Origin of the sequence: Aeromonas sp. QDB11 (assembly GCF_027705265.1) — a bacterium.
Classification (GTDB): domain Bacteria; phylum Pseudomonadota; class Gammaproteobacteria; order Enterobacterales; family Aeromonadaceae; genus Aeromonas; species Aeromonas allosaccharophila.
In genome coordinates this window covers 1-14,634 of the sequence record NZ_JAPDBM010000013.1, presented here as the reverse complement: position 1 = coordinate 14,634, position 14,634 = coordinate 1, and the positions used below count along the sequence as shown (strand labels likewise).

Sequence of the window (14,634 nt, the reverse complement as noted above, 5' to 3'; positions counted from 1 at the left end):
CGGCGTCGGTCATGAGAAACCCCTGCCCGCAGTATTGTCGGGGCCAGGCGGTTATAAAATTTTTGCTTTTCATCCCGTCGATTCGGGCAACGCTATCCATATTGGGACTAATCACTCAAATATCAAGCCCCACTCTCATTTCTTTTCTCAATTTGCACCTCTCTTATCAGCATCATCAGCTCTTGGGTTTCTTCGGAGCTTAGTCCTTCCTGCACCACTTTTGCCTGTAATTCTTCGATCCGCTGTTTCAGAAACTGGTTGATGAAGCCGACGAAGGTGTCCTGCAATTCTCCCAGAATATCCGGCTCCTGGTCGAGCCTGACCTCTTCAAAGAGGTCGTGCATGGCCAGCTGAGCGAGGATCTCCCCCTCCTTGGTACCACGCCAGTGTTCCAGCAGGATACCTGTGGTGATACCCGGCTGCGCCAGGATCTGCTGGTGCAGTTGCAACAGGAACTTGATGCCCTGTACGCGCAGTCCGGCCAATTCCGGCATAGGGGGAAGTTCGGCCGTTACCGCCGGATATTGCACCATCAGTGCCAGCGCACGCCGTAGTGGCGTCAGCTTGGCTGCCTTGGGTTTGTTGACCTCGGCCTTGGGCTGACTGTTGCGGGCAAAGAGCTCGGCGATGCGCTGTTTGTTCTCGCCCCAGCGCATCATGCTGGAGAGGCGGGTGATCAACCCTTCGCGGGTAAACCCTTCCGGTACGCGGCGAATAAGTTCGGCGGCCTTGTTGGCCACTTCGAACTTGCCTGCCTCACCCGAAAGTGCGGCATCGCGGCCGAGACGCTCGAACATGAAGTCGGCGAACGGTTGGGCTTCATCGAGCAGGGCTTCGAAGCCCTCCTTGCCGATCTGGCGTACCAGCGAATCGGGATCCTCGCCATCGGGCAGGAACACGAACTTCAGCTCGCGGCCATCCTGCAGATGGGAGAGGGCATTATCCAGCGCCCGCCAGGCAGCTTCACGACCAGCGTTGTCACCGTCGTAGCAGCAGACTACCTCAGCGGTGGTGCGAAACAGGGTGTGGATATGGTCGCTGGTTGTTGCAGTACCCAGCGCAGCCACCGCATAGTCGATATCGTATTGACCGAGTGCCACCACATCCATGTAGCCTTCCACTACAAGGATCCGACGCGGATCCTTGTGTGCCTGCTTCACTTCGTAGAGGCCGAACAGCTCCCGCCCTTTATGGAAGATGGGGGTCTCCGGCGAGTTCAGGTACTTGGGTGTGCCATCACCGAGCACCCGGCCACCGAAACCGATGACCCGGCCCCGCTTGTCGCGGATCGGGAACATGATGCGATCACGAAAGCGATCATAGCTGCCCGGGCCATTGTCACGGGTGATCAGCATGCCGCCCGAGATGAGCAACTGCTCGTGATCCCGGCTGGCACCAAAGCGGCGGCGCACCTGATCCCAGTCACTGGGGGCATAGCCGATGTTGAATCGTTTGACCACTTCACCGGTCAGACCGCGCCCTTTGAGGTACTCCACCGCATGGGGAGCACTCTTGAGATTGCTCTCGTAGAAGCGGGCGATCTGGTTCATCAGCTCGAACAGATCCTTGCTGACGGCGGGCTGGCTATTGGCCGAGCCGCCGATGCTTTGCTCGCGAGGCACCTGCATGCCCTGCATGCTGGCGAGCTCTTCGATGGCATCGGGAAATTCGAGACCGTCGTACTCCATGACAAAGCCGATGGCGTTGCCGTGGGCGCCACAACCGAAACAGTGGTAGAACTGCTTCTCCTGGCTGACGGTAAAAGAGGGGCTTTTTTCGTTATGAAAAGGGCAGCAAGCCTGGTAGTTCTTACCGGCTTTTTTCAGCCGCACTCGCGAGTCGATCAGCTCGACTATGTCTGTGCGTACGAGCAGATCGTCGATAAAGGATTGGGGGATCCTGCCTGCCATAACCGTCCTGTTTCATTGCGGAGAAAATAAAAAAGCCGCGCATTCCAAGGGAAGCACGGCTTCTTCGACCAAACAAGAGAGTTGCCTGTTACGCCAAGCGGGTTTTCACCTGAGCACTGACGGCGCCGACATCGGCACGCCCCTGAATTTTCGGCTTCAAGACAGCCATGACCTTGCCCATATCAGCCATGACGGCAGCACCACTTTCAGTGATGGCTTGCTCGATCAGAGCGGCAATTTCATCTGCGGTCAGCTGTTGCGGCAGGAATTCCTGCAACACAACGATCTCGGCGGACTCTTTGTCGGCGAGATCCTGGCGACCGGCAGCTTCAAATTGGCTGATGGAATCGCGGCGCTGTTTGACCATTTTGGTCACGACAGCGAGGATATCCTCATCATTCAGCTCGATACGGGTATCGACTTCACGTTGCTTGATTTCTGCCATCAACAGGCGGATCGCTCCCAGACGTGCCTTATCTTTGGCAAGCATGGCGAGTTTTTGTTGATCCTTAAGTTGATCCTTCAGAGACACGGCAATATCTCCCGATTAGTACAGGCGGATACGACGTGCGTTTTCGCGAGACAGCTTCTTGGCGTGACGCTTGACAGCAGACGCTTTGGCGCGCTTACGAATGGTAGTCGGCTTCTCGTAGAACTCACGGCTACGAACTTCGGACAGGATACCGGCTTTTTCGCAAGAACGCTTGAAACGACGCAGAGCAACGTCAAACGGCTCATTTTCACGGACTTTGATTACTGGCATGTGCCTTTCACCTCAGTGATAAATTGTTAGCTGACCTTCAATCGATCAGCATGTCTTAAAATGGTGCGAAATTATACTCTGGACAGGGAATGAAAGTAAACCCGCAGAGATCGCTCTGGTTTAAAAAACCCGCGAAGGTTACCATAGACGTCTCATTTTAGCAGTGAAATTTTTTAGCAATGCGTGTATTGGGCATAGAGACATCCTGTGACGAAACCGGGATCGCGATCTTCGACGATCAAAAAGGGATCCTTTCCCATCAGTTATACAGCCAGGTCAAGCTGCATGCGGACTACGGTGGCGTCGTTCCCGAGCTTGCCAGCCGGGATCACGTTCGCAAGACGATCCCGTTGATCCAGGCCGCATTGCAAGAGGCGGGACTGGGCAAAGATGACATCGACGGCATCGCGTATACCGCGGGCCCAGGTCTGGTTGGCGCCATTCTGGTGGGGGCCACTATTGGTCGCTCACTGGCCATGGCGTGGAACAAGCCGGCCATCGCTGTCCATCATATGGAAGGCCACCTGCTGGCCCCCATGCTGGAGGAGAAGGCCCCCGAGTTCCCCTTCGTGGCGCTGCTGGTCTCCGGTGGTCACTCCATGCTGGTGCGGGTTGACGGCATCGGCAGCTATCAGTTGCTGGGGGAATCGATCGATGATGCCGCCGGCGAGGCGTTCGACAAGACTGCCAAGCTGATGGGTCTGGACTATCCGGGCGGCCCGCTGCTCTCCCGTCTGGCCGAGAAGGGCACCAGCGGACGCTTCCACTTCCCTCGTCCGATGACTGACCGTCCGGGGCTCGACATGAGCTTCTCCGGCCTCAAGACCTTTGCCGCCAACACCATTGCCGCCAACGGTGATGATGAGCAGACCCGTGCCGATATCGCCCGGGCATTTGAAGATGCGGTGGTCGATACCCTGGCCATCAAGTGCCGCCGTGCGCTGAAAGAGACTGGTCTCACGCGTCTGGTGGTCGCCGGTGGCGTCAGTGCCAACCGTCATCTGCGTGCCCAGCTGGCCGAACTGATGGAGAGCCTCAAGGGTGAGGTGTTCTATCCGCGCACCGAATATTGCACTGATAACGGCGCCATGATTGCCTACGCCGGTATGCAGCGCCTGAAAGCGGGCGTGTTTGAGCCGCTGGCGGTCAAGGCCGTGCCGCGCTGGCCGCTGGATACCCTGGATCCGGTCTGATCCGACGGATCCCGCCTTCTGGCGTGGTGGTGAGTACCATGGTGGCCTACGGCGCCTGCAATTCGGCAGCGGCGGTTATAGCGCCGCTGGCACGTGGTTACGCTGGCTGCTGTCGCCGTGGTTGAGCCATACGGATAAGAGGTCAGCCCTCTTGCTGGCAGACAGCCAAGCACACAGTAAAGAGATAAAAAAATCCCCGCCAGTTGGCGGGGATTTTTTTTGGCTATCGGCAGGCGATGCGATTACAGCAGGATGCCGCCGAAGAAGAAGCCCAGCGCCACGGCGATGGCGATGGTGGCGGTACCCGGTACGAAGAAGGGGTGGTTGAAGACCGCTTTACCGATACGGGTGGAGCCGGTGTCGTCCATCTCTACCGCGGCCAGCAGGGTCGGGTAAGTCGGCAGTACGAACAGGGCGCTTACGGCTGCGAAGGAGGCAATCGCAGTCAGCGGGCTGACACCCAGTGCCAGTGCGGCAGGCATCAGGGCTTTGGTGGTGGCGCCTTGTGAATAGAGCAGCATGGCAGCGAAGAACAGCACCACGGCCAGCAGCCAGGAGTACTGGTTCAGCAGGTCGCCAGCGATCAGCTGGATGGTGTCCATGTTGCCTTTTACGAAGACGTTACCCAGCCAGGCGACACCCAGCACACAGATACAGGCGGACATACCTGACTTGAAGGTCGGCATGTTGGTCACCTGGGTGGCGTCCAGTTTGCACACCAGAGTCATGATGGTGGCAGCAGCCAGCATGATGCCCATGATGGCGCCGTCACGGGGGATCGGCGGGTTGGCGATCAGGCCCACTTTACCGGAGATGGCAGTGGCATAGGCCATGACAGCTACGATGGCAGCGATGAAGATCCAGACAGAAACCTTGGCGTAAGGTTTCAGCTCAAGCTTGGTAGTACCACGCAGTTTGATCAGGCCCTTGGCTTTACGCTCCAGATAGACTTCGTCCTGATCCAGCGGCTTGCCCATCATGTTGGCAATGAAGGCGCCCAGGATACAGGCCAGGAAGGTAGAGGGGATGCAGATGGCCAGCAGGGTCAGGTAGTCAACACCGAACGGCTCGAGCATGCCGGAGAAGGCAACCACAGCGGCAGAGATCGGGGAGGCTGTGATGGCGATCTGGGAGGCGACAACTGCGATGGAGAGCGGACGGGATGGGCGGATCCCTTGCTCTTTGGCCACTTCAGCGATAACCGGCAGGGTGGAGAAGGCGGTATGACCGGTACCGGCCAGCATGGTCATCAGATAGGTGACGACCGGGGCGGCGAAGGTGATGTATTTGGGGTTCTTGCGCAGCGCTTTCTCTGCCAGGGAGACCAGGTAGTCCATCCCGCCAGCCAGTTGCATACAGGCGATGGCGCAGATGACGGACGCAATGATCATGATTACATCCCAGGGGATGTAAGTGACCAGTTGGTCGCTCGGGATGGGCATGCCCAGACCCCATGTCAGTACCAGTACCCCCAGACCACCGGCAAAGCCGATGCCGATGCTGCCTATCCGGGCCCCCAGATAGATAGCGGCGAGCACGACAAGTAACTCGATTCCAATCATAGCGATAACTCCATTTTTTAGTTTTTTGGTTTTTATTTGGCAAAAAGCCAATTCCCGATCGGGCTGGGGATAAAGACCAATCGGGAACTGACTTTATGGGCCGGGAAGATCCCGGCCCACACTCGCTTATACGGCAGCTTCGCGGGTGAAACGCTTGGCTTTGTATTGCGGGTTCATCAGGTTCTCGATGGAGAGAATTTCGTCCAGTTGCTCGGCGCTCAGCAGGCCGCGCTCCAGAACGACTTCGCGGACGTTCTTGCCGGTCTGGGCACAGATCTTGCCGACGATGTCACCTTCGTGGTGGCCGATGAAGGGGTTCAGGTAGGTCACGATACCGATGGAGTTCAGCACGTGGTTCATGCAGATTTCCGGGTTGGCAGTGATACCTTCCACGCACTTCTCGCGCAGGGAGATACAGGCTTTTTCCATCAGGCTCAGGGATTCGAACATCGCCTGACCAATCACCGGCTCCATGACGTTCAGCTGCAGCTGACCGGCTTCGGCGGCGAAGGTGATGGTGATGTCGTTACCGAATACCTTGAAGCAGGACTGGTTGACCACTTCCGGGATAACCGGGTTGACCTTGGCTGGCATGATGGAGGAACCCGCCTGCATTTCCGGCAGGTTGATCTCTTTCAGCGCAGTGCGCGGGCCGGAGGAGAGCAGACGCAGGTCATTACAGATCTTGGACATTTTCATGGCCAGACGCTTGATGGCGCCGTGCAGCATGACGTAGGCGCCACAGTCGGAGGTCGCTTCGATCAGGTCTTCTGCCGGCACATAGGCACGACCGGTGATCTCGGCCAGACGCTTGATGGCCAGCTCGGAGTACTCGGGCGGAGTGTTCAGACCGGTACCGATAGCGGTAGCGCCCAGGTTCACTTCCAGCAGCAGCTCCTGGCAACGCTTGATGGACTTGATCTCTTCACGCAGGGTGACGGCGAACGCGTGGAACTCCTGACCCAGGGTCATCGGAACCGCATCTTGCAGCTGGGTACGGCCCATCTTCAGGATATTTTTGAACTCTTCAGCCTTGGCATCGAATGCCGCGATCAGGTGCTCCAGCGCGTGCAGGGTCACATCGGTGCTGTTGACTACCGCTACGCGGAAACCGGTCGGGTAGGCATCGTTGGTGGACTGGCACTTGTTGACGTGGTCGTTCGGGTTGATGACGTCGTAACGGCCCTTCTCCAGACCCATGATTTCCAGGGCGATGTTGGCCAGTACTTCGTTGGTGTTCATGTTGACGGAGGTGCCGGCACCACCCTGGTAAACGTCGACCGGGAACTGGTCGAAGCATTTGCCGGTGTTCAGCATCAGGTCGCAGGCTTCTACGATCTTGTCAGCAATTTCAGGACGGATGGTACCCAGTTCGCCGTTTGCCAGCGCAGCCGCTTTCTTGGTCAGAACCATACCGCGGACGAATTCCGGAACGTCAGAAATCTTCTGAGAGCTGATCTTGAAGTTCTCGACAGCGCGCAGGGTGTGCACACCGTAGTAGAGATCATTGGAAACTTCTTTGGTGCCCAGCAGGTCTTCTTCAATGCGGACGTTCTTGATGTCGCTCATTGTAATGCCTCAGAAATCAGATAAATGGAAAAATCCTCACCGAGTGGTCGCGAGTTCCTTGCGCACAGCTCATCCTGAAGCACCACACATCGAGTGGGGCGGTAGGGAGAATGACCTCCCGAAAAACTAATCAATATACTACTCCAATTGAGGTATCGGTTATTAGAGGTGGATCACTAAATTTGAGACATTTTCAAATTACTTTGAGGAAAGTACACATATGTTATGACGCTTTTATCATGATGATTATTATAATTTTTTGTGAATTTTTGCCGTTTTTTTAGATGGTTGCTGACGTAGGTGTCATTTGAGAGGCTTGAAAAGGGCAGGGAAGACCCCACTTATTCAGGGTAAAAGTGGTGATGATGCGATGAACGCATCGCGTATGGGCCGCCCTTTGAAGGTTGCCACTTTTTCTCAATTTACCGGTGCTGGAGTGGATATGGGCAAGTTGTTTCTGTTGTTGGTGGGTCTGGTGGTACTGGAGCTCACCGTGATGATCGAGGTCGGCTCAGTGATTGGGGCGCTGCCGACAGTCGGCTTGCTCATACTGACCGCGGTATTGGGCTCCTCGCTGGTGCGCAGTGAAGGGATCAAGACCCTGTTCAGTGCCCAGCAAAAGATGCAGATGGGCGAGATGCCGGGCCGCGAGGTGATGGGTGGCATGATGCTGGCGTTGGCTGGTTTGCTGCTGATTATCCCGGGGTTCGTGACCGACATTTTCGGTGTGCTGTTGCTGCAACCCTGGCTGCGCAACAAACTGGCCGACAAGCTGATCGGCAGCAGCCAGTTCCGGATGCAGATGGGTGGTTTCCAGCAGGGAACACCATCGCCGTTTGGCAACGCGCCGTCAGATGATCATCTGGGTCACGCCAAGCAGGGCGGCACCACCATCGAAGGCGAATTTGAGCGCAAAGAGTGAGCGTAAAGAGTAATCGACGAGACGAAAACCCGAGGCGAGTGACTGATCAGGGTTTGCCCTGATGGCACAGCGCCTCGAAGCGGTGTCGGGCATACCACCACGCGAGGGTGCCTGCCGCCAGATTGGCCAGCAGTATCCCCAGATAGATCCCCTGTTCTCCCCCCAGCTTTGCCCCCAGCCAGGCTCCTGGCAACAGAAAACCAAATAGTCGCAATCCGTTGAACAAGAACGAGATACTGGATGCCCGCACGCCATTGAGTGCGGAGGCCAGTAGCATCACCATACCCTGAAAGCCGTAACCGATCGGCACCAGATGCAGATAGAGAATAATCAGGCGAATGACCTGCGGATGATCGCTAAACAGATTGGCGATCAGCGGGGCGAGCAGCCAGGTCAGGCCATAGATGGCGAGCTGGAACAGCAAGGCGAAACGCATGCAGCTTTGCAGCGCTGCCTTGGCGCGGGCCGGATTGCCTGCCCCGCAGTTTTGCGAAATGAAAGGGGCCAGCACGGAGGCGAGGGCCATCATCACGATCAGCAGCAGCGCCTCGACCCGCGATGCGGCGCCGTAAGCGGCCACAACCTCGGTACCCAGGCCCGCAAAAATTGTCATCAGCACCGCGTTGGCCAGGGGGTTGAGCATATTGGTAAAAGAGGCGGGAACGGCGACATGGAGCAGCGATCGCCAGTGGTATAGCAACCGTGCTCGCGGCGAGAGGCGCCAGAGCAGCAAGCCTTCCCGATGGCGCAGGATATAGAGGCTGACCAGCATCGCCATCAACCAGGAGATAGAGGTCGCGATGGCGGCCCCGCGGATCCCCCATTCGGGAAAGGGACCGATGCCGAAGATCAACAGAGGATCCAGCACCCCGTTGACCAGTCCGGCCACCGCCATCACCAGACTGGGGGTTTTGGTATCACCTGTCGCCCGGATGGCGGCATTGCCCACCATGGGCAGTACCAGCATGGGGACGGTGAGATACCAGATCAGCATGTAGTCATGGATGAGGGAGATAAGCTCGGCACTGGCGCCCAGCAGGGTAAACAGCGGTGTGATGGTGAGGGCGCCGCCCGTGGAGAGCAGGGCCACCATGATCACCGCCAGAAACAGACTGTCGGTGGTGAGGTGGGCCGCCTCATCGTGTTTGCCCTGTCCCAGGGTGTGACCGATCACCGCTGACAATCCGGCGCCCAATCCCATCGCCAGCGAGGTGACCACAAAGGTGACCGGAAAGGTAAAGCTGATTGCGGCCAGTGCCTGGGTGCCCAGCATGCCGATAAAAAAGGTATCGACCAGGTTGAAGGCCAGAATGGCGATGATGCCGAAGATCATGGGGCCCGTCATCTGGCGCAGTACGACCGGGATAGGGGCTGTCAGCATGGGGTTGGTGCGGGTCAAGGGCTCGTCTCTACAGCTGGCTTTGAAGGTTCTGGCATGAAAAAGGGGCGGGGTGAACCGACCTTGCACCAGGGTGCGGACATGAGTGAACCATCGAAGATATTCATAGTACGTGAAAAAATTTTTTTTGTATTTGCCCTTGAAGGGTTAGCAACTCTGCCCCACATCAGGGACATATCTAATTTGGCCTGGAACGGCCATTCCTCAAAGCAACAATGAGACTCATTTTGGGAGAGTTATCGATGAAAATTCGTCCACTGCACGACCGCGTCATCATCAAGCGCATCGAAGCTGAAGCCAAATCTGCCGGCGGTATCGTCTTGACTGGTACTGCGGCCCAGAAGTCCACCCGTGGTGAAGTGCTTGCCGTGGGGACTGGTCGCATCCTGGATAATGGCGAAGTCAAAGCGCTGGCCGTGAAGGTTGGTGACAAGGTGATCTTCAACGAAGGCTACGGTGTGAAGACCGAGAAGCTGGATGGTCAGGACGTCCTGATCCTCTCCGAAACCGACATCCTGGCGATTGTCGAAGAGTAATCCATCCTCCTTTTCCCCGAATTGATTTAAGGATTGAAGAAAAATGGCAGCTAAAGACGTTAAGTTTGGTAACGAAGCCCGCATCAAGATGCTGGAAGGCGTAAACATCCTGGCTGATGCCGTCAAGGTGACTCTGGGCCCGAAAGGCCGCAACGTGGTGCTGGACAAGTCCTTCGGCGCCCCGACCATCACTAAAGATGGTGTGTCTGTTGCGCGCGAAATCGAGCTGGAAGACAAGTTCCAGAACATGGGCGCCCAGATGGTCAAGGAAGTGGCTTCCAAGGCGAACGATGCCGCCGGTGACGGTACCACTACTGCAACCGTTCTGGCTCAGGCTATCGTCAACGAAGGTCTGAAAGCCGTTGCCGCCGGTATGAACCCGATGGATCTGAAGCGCGGTATCGACAAGGCCGTTGTGGCTGCTGTTGCCGAGCTGCAAGCGCTGTCTCAGCCGTGTGCCGACAGCAATGCCATCGCTCAGGTGGGCACCATCTCCGCCAACTCCGACGAGAAAGTGGGCAAGCTGATTGCCGAAGCCATGGACAAAGTGGGTCGCGATGGCGTCATCACCGTTGAAGATGGTCAGGGTCTGGAAGATGAGCTGGCAGTTGTTGAAGGTATGCAGTTCGACCGCGGCTACCTGTCCCCCTACTTCATCAACAAGCAAGAGACCGGTTCTGTTGAACTGGACGACCCGTTCATCCTGCTGGTTGACAAGAAAGTCTCCAACATCCGCGAAATGCTGCCGGTGCTGGAAGGCGTTGCCAAAGCTGGCAAGCCGCTGCTGATTGTTGCCGAAGACGTAGAAGGCGAAGCCCTGGCCACTCTGGTGGTCAACACCATGCGCGGTATCGTGAAAGTGGCTGCCGTCAAGGCGCCTGGCTTCGGTGACCGTCGCAAGGCCATGCTGCAGGATATCGCCGTACTGACTGGCGGTACCGTCATCTCTGAAGAAGTTGGCATGGAGCTGGAAAAAGCGACTCTGGAAGATCTAGGTCGTGCCAAGCGCATCGTCATCACCAAAGAGAACACCACCATCATCGATGGCGTGGGTGATGCCGGTGTGATCGAAGGTCGTGTTGCCCAGATCCGTCAGCAGATCGAAGAGACCTCTTCCGACTACGATCGTGAGAAGCTGCAAGAGCGCGTAGCCAAGCTGGCTGGCGGTGTTGCCGTGATCAAGGTTGGCGCAGCCACCGAAGTCGAGATGAAAGAGAAGAAAGCACGGGTTGAAGATGCTCTGCACGCTACCCGCGCCGCTGTTGAAGAAGGTGTGGTTGCCGGTGGTGGTGTGGCGCTGGTGCGCGTAGCAGCCAAGCTGACTGGCCTGCGTGGTGACAACGAAGACCAGAACGTGGGTATCAAGGTTGCGCTGCGCGCCATGGAAGCCCCGCTGCGTCAGATCGTGATCAACGCCGGTGAAGAAGCTTCCGTCATTGCCAACGCAGTGAAGAACGGCGAAGGCAACTTCGGTTACAACGCATACACCGAGCAGTATGGCGACATGCTGGCCATGGGTATCCTGGATCCGACCAAGGTAACCCGTTCTGCCCTGCAGTTTGCCTCTTCCATCGCCGGTCTGATGATCACCACCGAGTGCATGGTCACCGAACTGCCGAAGAAAGATACCCCTGCCATGCCTGACATGGGCGGCATGGGTGGCATGGGCATGATGTAATCATCACCCTTGCTCTGTTTGAGAAACGGCTCGCCCAAGGCGAGCCGTTTTTTTATATCTGACTAAACTGAGTCTGTTGAGACAGCAAATTTGGGGGCGATATGAAGATGTTTGGTTGGCTGGCACTACTGTGTTCATTGGTCATCATGCCGGTTATGGCTGCTGAGGCACTGACCGGGCCGGTGATCCTGAAAGTGGGTGGCAACATCAGCTCGGCAGACGAAGTTGATGGCAAGGTGTTGTTTGATCTGGCCAAACTGCAGGCACTGCCGCAACATGAGATAGTGACCGGCAACCCCTGGGTGGATAAGCCGCACACCTACAGAGGGCCGAAACTGGCCGATGTATTGGCTGCGGTCGGCGCGGATGGCAAGACCATTACGCTGACGGCGCTGAACAGTTTCCAGATCCGCATTGAATGGGACAAGGTCGCCAAATATGACCCGATCCTTGCATGGGAAGACAATGGCGCTGTCATGCGGGTGCGTGACAAGGGGCCGGTCTGGTTTATGCTGCCTCTTGATCAATATCCGGAATTGAAGCGATCCGAATATACCGACATGATGATCTGGCAACTTGATTTGATAGACATTCAGCACTGATAAAAATTGCACGGGAGCATAGGGTGAAAGGAAAGACTAGGGCGTGGCCACTGCTCGTCATTCTGTATGTATCCATCCTGTCGTTTACCGGGAGCACTCTCTATTGCCTGATGCAGATCCAGAATGCGACCAGAGCGATGGAGAAATACACCTACGATGTTTCCTGGGCGCTGATGCAGTTGCAGTTGGAGCTCGGGCGTTTCCTCAATGCGGTCGAGGTCTATCACTATGGCGGGATTGATCATGACACCTTGATGCTGCGTTATGACATTCTCTGGAGTAGAACGCCCATCCTGTTGAGCGGTCAGTTGCGCAAGAGCATGCAGGACAAGCAGAAAACCTTGCGTCTGGTGCAGCTGATTGAAACCAATATTCGCCAAATAGAACCCGATATCACCAAGTTGCAGAGCGGGGCGCCCGATTATCAGCAGATCATGATGCGCCTTGCCCCGCTGCAAGAGCCACTCTCCTACTCCCTCGCCTCTGTGATGCAGAAGAACATCAACGTCTACTCCGAGAACGATCGCCATTTTGGCCAGCTGCGCAATGCTTTGTTGCTGATGGTCTCCGGTCTGGTTATCTCGGTGCTGCTGCTCAGTATGCTGCTTATATATGAAGGGCGTCGTCATTTCAGGGCGGCCAGACGGGATCCGTTGACCGGGTTGTCCAATCGAGTTGCCTTGCTGGAGCGGATGGAGCTGTATGCCACTCAGGAAGTACCGTTCGGGCTGGTGTTGGTCGATATCAACGACTTCAGGGATATCAACAGCAAGTTTGGCTATGACACCGGTGATCATCTGCTCAGCGAGTTTGCCAAACGGATCAAGGTGCTGTGTGAGGAGGGCGAGTGGAGCGGGCGCTTGGGAGGCGATCAATTTGCCATTATTCAGCGTGGCAGCAGTGACCTGCGTCAGGTCAGGGAGCTGGTCGCGCGCCTGCTGCACGCGCTGAAGCAGGATATCGTCTATGACGACTATCCCTTCCGGCTGGAAGTCGGGATCGGTATTGCCTTCTATCCGATGGACAGCGACAAGACTCAGGAGCTGTTGAGTCGGGCGGAACAGGCCCTGTTCCATAGTCGCAAGACCCATGTTCCCTATGTGATTTACGATAACTCCCTGCTCAACGAGACGGCTCGGCGCAAGCATCTGGCCTCGGACATGATCATGGCGCTGGAGCACAATGCGCTGGAGCTCTATTACCAACCCATCGTCAATCTCGAGAGTGGCCGCTGCGAAGCTGTCGAGGCACTGCTGCGCTGGCGGCATCCGGAGCTCGGCTTTATTCCGCCAAACGAAGTGATCATGGTGGCAGAAGAGTTCCAGCTTGCCGAACGGGTTGGTAGCTGGGTGCTGAACACCGCTTGCGAGCAGCTCTATCAGTGGCACCAGCTTGGTATGGTCGATCTGCAGATGTGCGTGAATATTTCGCCGGGCATGTACCAGCGCAATTTGCTCAAACTGGTGGCCAAGGCATTGATGGAGCACCACCTGCCTGCCAGTAGTCTGGTTCTGGAGGTCACGGAAGATACCACCATGCGGGAAGTGAAGAACTCGCTGCAACTGATGCAGGATCTCAATCAGCAGGGGGTGCTGCTGGCATTGGACGATTTTGGTACCGGTTATTCATCGTTGAGTTATCTGCAAAAACTGCCGGTCAGTAAGGTGAAGATCGATCGCTCCTTTATACAGGGCATTGACACCTCAATGGAGGCATCCGAACTGGTCGCCAATATCTGCCGTATGGGATCCATGCTGGGCAAGAGTTTGGTTTGTGAAGGAATTGAGACTCAGGCCCAGCTGGATGTGCTGCAATCTCTGACCGATATCCATCTTTATGGGCAGGGGTATCTGTTCAGCCGGCCAGAGCAGGCGGAGAAAATCTATCAAACCTTGCTGGAGATGGAGGAGCTTTGGCTGGCGCGTCAACAATCTGAAATGGTTTATATGAGCTGAAGGGGGGGGGGACTTGGCTGTCATCTACCTCCGGAATGTGTGATTCGGTTCAAATTTCCCTCTCATTGTTTGTTGTTTGAACGGTTGTGCGGTTTTATCAAAAAAACATGCAATTTACCCTTGCCAGAAAGATTCAACTCCCTATAATGCGCCTCCATCGACAGGGCAAGCGGCAACGCAGAAAGCCAAGTCGATAACCTCGAAAAGCCTTTGAAAATAAGGCTTGACTCGAGAAGGCGGTTGAGTAGAATTCCACTCCCGCAGCAACGAACTGTTGCGTCGCTCTTTAACAATTTGAATCAAGCAATCTGTGTGGGCACTCACAGCATCGAACATCAAACAATTTTGTTGATTTTCAATGTCTGGTGAAGTGACCAAGACGATTTCTTAGCAATAAGAAGTCGAACAGTTTATTTCAGCAATTCATTGAGCCGCTGAAGTTCATTGCCTCGGTAATGAATGAACGCAAACCAAACTTAAATTGAAGAGTTTGATCATGGCTCAGATTGAACGCTGGCGGCAGGCCTAACACATGCAAGTCGAGC

The 14,634-nt window shown here is 56.0% G+C and carries 12 protein-coding genes and 1 rRNA gene; 7 read left to right on the top strand and 6 right to left on the bottom strand.

Annotation, left to right across the window (positions count from 1 at the left end):
• Nucleotides 1-122: 122 nt before the first annotated feature.
• The 3 genes from dnaG to rpsU all read right to left on the bottom strand — a co-directional run bounded on the left by dnaG (nt 123) and on the right by rpsU (nt 2,673).
• Complete coding sequence (gene dnaG, locus OKC40_RS06315; RefSeq protein ID WP_270794507.1) at nt 123-1,910, bottom strand: DNA primase; 1,788 nt, start codon at nt 1,908-1,910, stop codon at nt 123-125.
• Between the two features lie 88 nt (nt 1,911-1,998).
• Nucleotides 1,999-2,442, bottom strand: coding sequence for a GatB/YqeY domain-containing protein (locus OKC40_RS06310; protein ID WP_005349081.1), 444 nt, complete (start codon nt 2,440-2,442; stop codon nt 1,999-2,001).
• A 15-nt stretch (nt 2,443-2,457) separates the two neighbouring features.
• Nucleotides 2,458-2,673, bottom strand: a complete 216-nt coding sequence (gene rpsU, locus OKC40_RS06305; RefSeq protein ID WP_005309452.1) for a 30S ribosomal protein S21 — start codon at nt 2,671-2,673, stop codon at nt 2,458-2,460.
• A 179-nt stretch (nt 2,674-2,852) separates the two neighbouring features.
• On the opposite strand from rpsU, the gene tsaD reads away from it, so the two are divergent.
• Complete coding sequence (gene tsaD / locus OKC40_RS06300; RefSeq protein ID WP_139406915.1) at nt 2,853-3,866, top strand: tRNA (adenosine(37)-N6)-threonylcarbamoyltransferase complex transferase subunit TsaD; 1,014 nt, start codon at nt 2,853-2,855, stop codon at nt 3,864-3,866.
• A gap of 242 nt (nt 3,867-4,108) precedes the next feature.
• Here the strand turns inward: tsaD and OKC40_RS06295 are convergent, their stop codons facing one another.
• Nucleotides 4,109-5,428: an anaerobic C4-dicarboxylate transporter gene (locus OKC40_RS06295; RefSeq protein ID WP_042063057.1), complete on the bottom strand. Its 1,320-nt coding sequence runs from the start codon at nt 5,426-5,428 to the stop codon at nt 4,109-4,111.
• Nucleotides 5,429-5,554: 126 nt separating this feature from the next.
• Nucleotides 5,555-6,997 carry an aspartate ammonia-lyase gene (gene aspA, locus OKC40_RS06290; RefSeq protein WP_042063058.1) on the bottom strand — a complete coding sequence of 481 codons (1,443 nt, stop codon included), beginning with the start codon at nt 6,995-6,997 and terminating at the stop codon, nt 5,555-5,557.
• A gap of 442 nt (nt 6,998-7,439) precedes the next feature.
• On the opposite strand from aspA, the gene OKC40_RS06285 reads away from it, so the two are divergent.
• On the top strand, nt 7,440-7,919 hold the full coding sequence (locus OKC40_RS06285) for an FxsA family protein (RefSeq protein WP_075113974.1): 480 nt from the start codon (nt 7,440-7,442) through the stop codon (nt 7,917-7,919).
• 46 nt (nt 7,920-7,965) lie between these two features.
• Here OKC40_RS06285 and OKC40_RS06280 read toward each other — a convergent pair whose 3' ends face one another.
• On the bottom strand, nt 7,966-9,300 hold the full coding sequence (locus OKC40_RS06280; RefSeq protein ID WP_232093648.1) for an MATE family efflux transporter: 1,335 nt from the start codon (nt 9,298-9,300) through the stop codon (nt 7,966-7,968).
• A gap of 260 nt (nt 9,301-9,560) precedes the next feature.
• On the opposite strand from OKC40_RS06280, the gene OKC40_RS06275 reads away from it, so the two are divergent.
• The 5 genes from OKC40_RS06275 to OKC40_RS06255 all read left to right on the top strand — a co-directional run.
• Entirely contained in the window at nt 9,561-9,854 is a 294-nt protein-coding gene (locus OKC40_RS06275; protein ID WP_005340573.1) for a co-chaperone GroES, read from the top strand.
• Nucleotides 9,855-9,897: 43 nt separating this feature from the next.
• Nucleotides 9,898-11,532, top strand: coding sequence for a chaperonin GroEL (groL, locus tag OKC40_RS06270; RefSeq protein WP_270794504.1), 1,635 nt, complete (start codon nt 9,898-9,900; stop codon nt 11,530-11,532).
• 101 nt (nt 11,533-11,633) lie between these two features.
• Nucleotides 11,634-12,134, top strand: coding sequence for a molybdopterin-binding oxidoreductase (locus tag OKC40_RS06265; RefSeq protein WP_162626883.1), 501 nt, complete (start codon nt 11,634-11,636; stop codon nt 12,132-12,134).
• Between the two features lie 23 nt (nt 12,135-12,157).
• Nucleotides 12,158-14,089, top strand: a complete 1,932-nt coding sequence (locus OKC40_RS06260) for a putative bifunctional diguanylate cyclase/phosphodiesterase (protein ID WP_111807542.1) — start codon at nt 12,158-12,160, stop codon at nt 14,087-14,089.
• Nucleotides 14,090-14,567: 478 nt separating this feature from the next.
• A 16S ribosomal RNA gene (locus OKC40_RS06255) occupies nt 14,568-14,634 on the top strand; the annotation flags it as partial.

Coding starts and splice junctions, on each gene's coding strand:
- dnaG (WP_270794507.1), bottom strand. CDS start 1,910: ATGGCAGGCAGGATCCCCCAATCCTTTATCGACGATCTGCTCGTACGC.
- rpsU (WP_005309452.1), bottom strand. CDS start 2,673: ATGCCAGTAATCAAAGTCCGTGAAAATGAGCCGTTTGACGTTGCTCTG.
- tsaD (WP_139406915.1), top strand. CDS start 2,853: ATGCGTGTATTGGGCATAGAGACATCCTGTGACGAAACCGGGATCGCG.
- OKC40_RS06295 (WP_042063057.1), bottom strand. CDS start 5,428: ATGATTGGAATCGAGTTACTTGTCGTGCTCGCCGCTATCTATCTGGGG.
- aspA (WP_042063058.1), bottom strand. CDS start 6,997: ATGAGCGACATCAAGAACGTCCGCATTGAAGAAGACCTGCTGGGCACC.
- OKC40_RS06285 (WP_075113974.1), top strand. CDS start 7,440: ATGGGCAAGTTGTTTCTGTTGTTGGTGGGTCTGGTGGTACTGGAGCTC.
- OKC40_RS06280 (WP_232093648.1), bottom strand. CDS start 9,300: ATGCTGACAGCCCCTATCCCGGTCGTACTGCGCCAGATGACGGGCCCC.
- OKC40_RS06275 (WP_005340573.1), top strand. CDS start 9,561: ATGAAAATTCGTCCACTGCACGACCGCGTCATCATCAAGCGCATCGAA.
- groL (WP_270794504.1), top strand. CDS start 9,898: ATGGCAGCTAAAGACGTTAAGTTTGGTAACGAAGCCCGCATCAAGATG.
- OKC40_RS06265 (WP_162626883.1), top strand. CDS start 11,634: ATGAAGATGTTTGGTTGGCTGGCACTACTGTGTTCATTGGTCATCATG.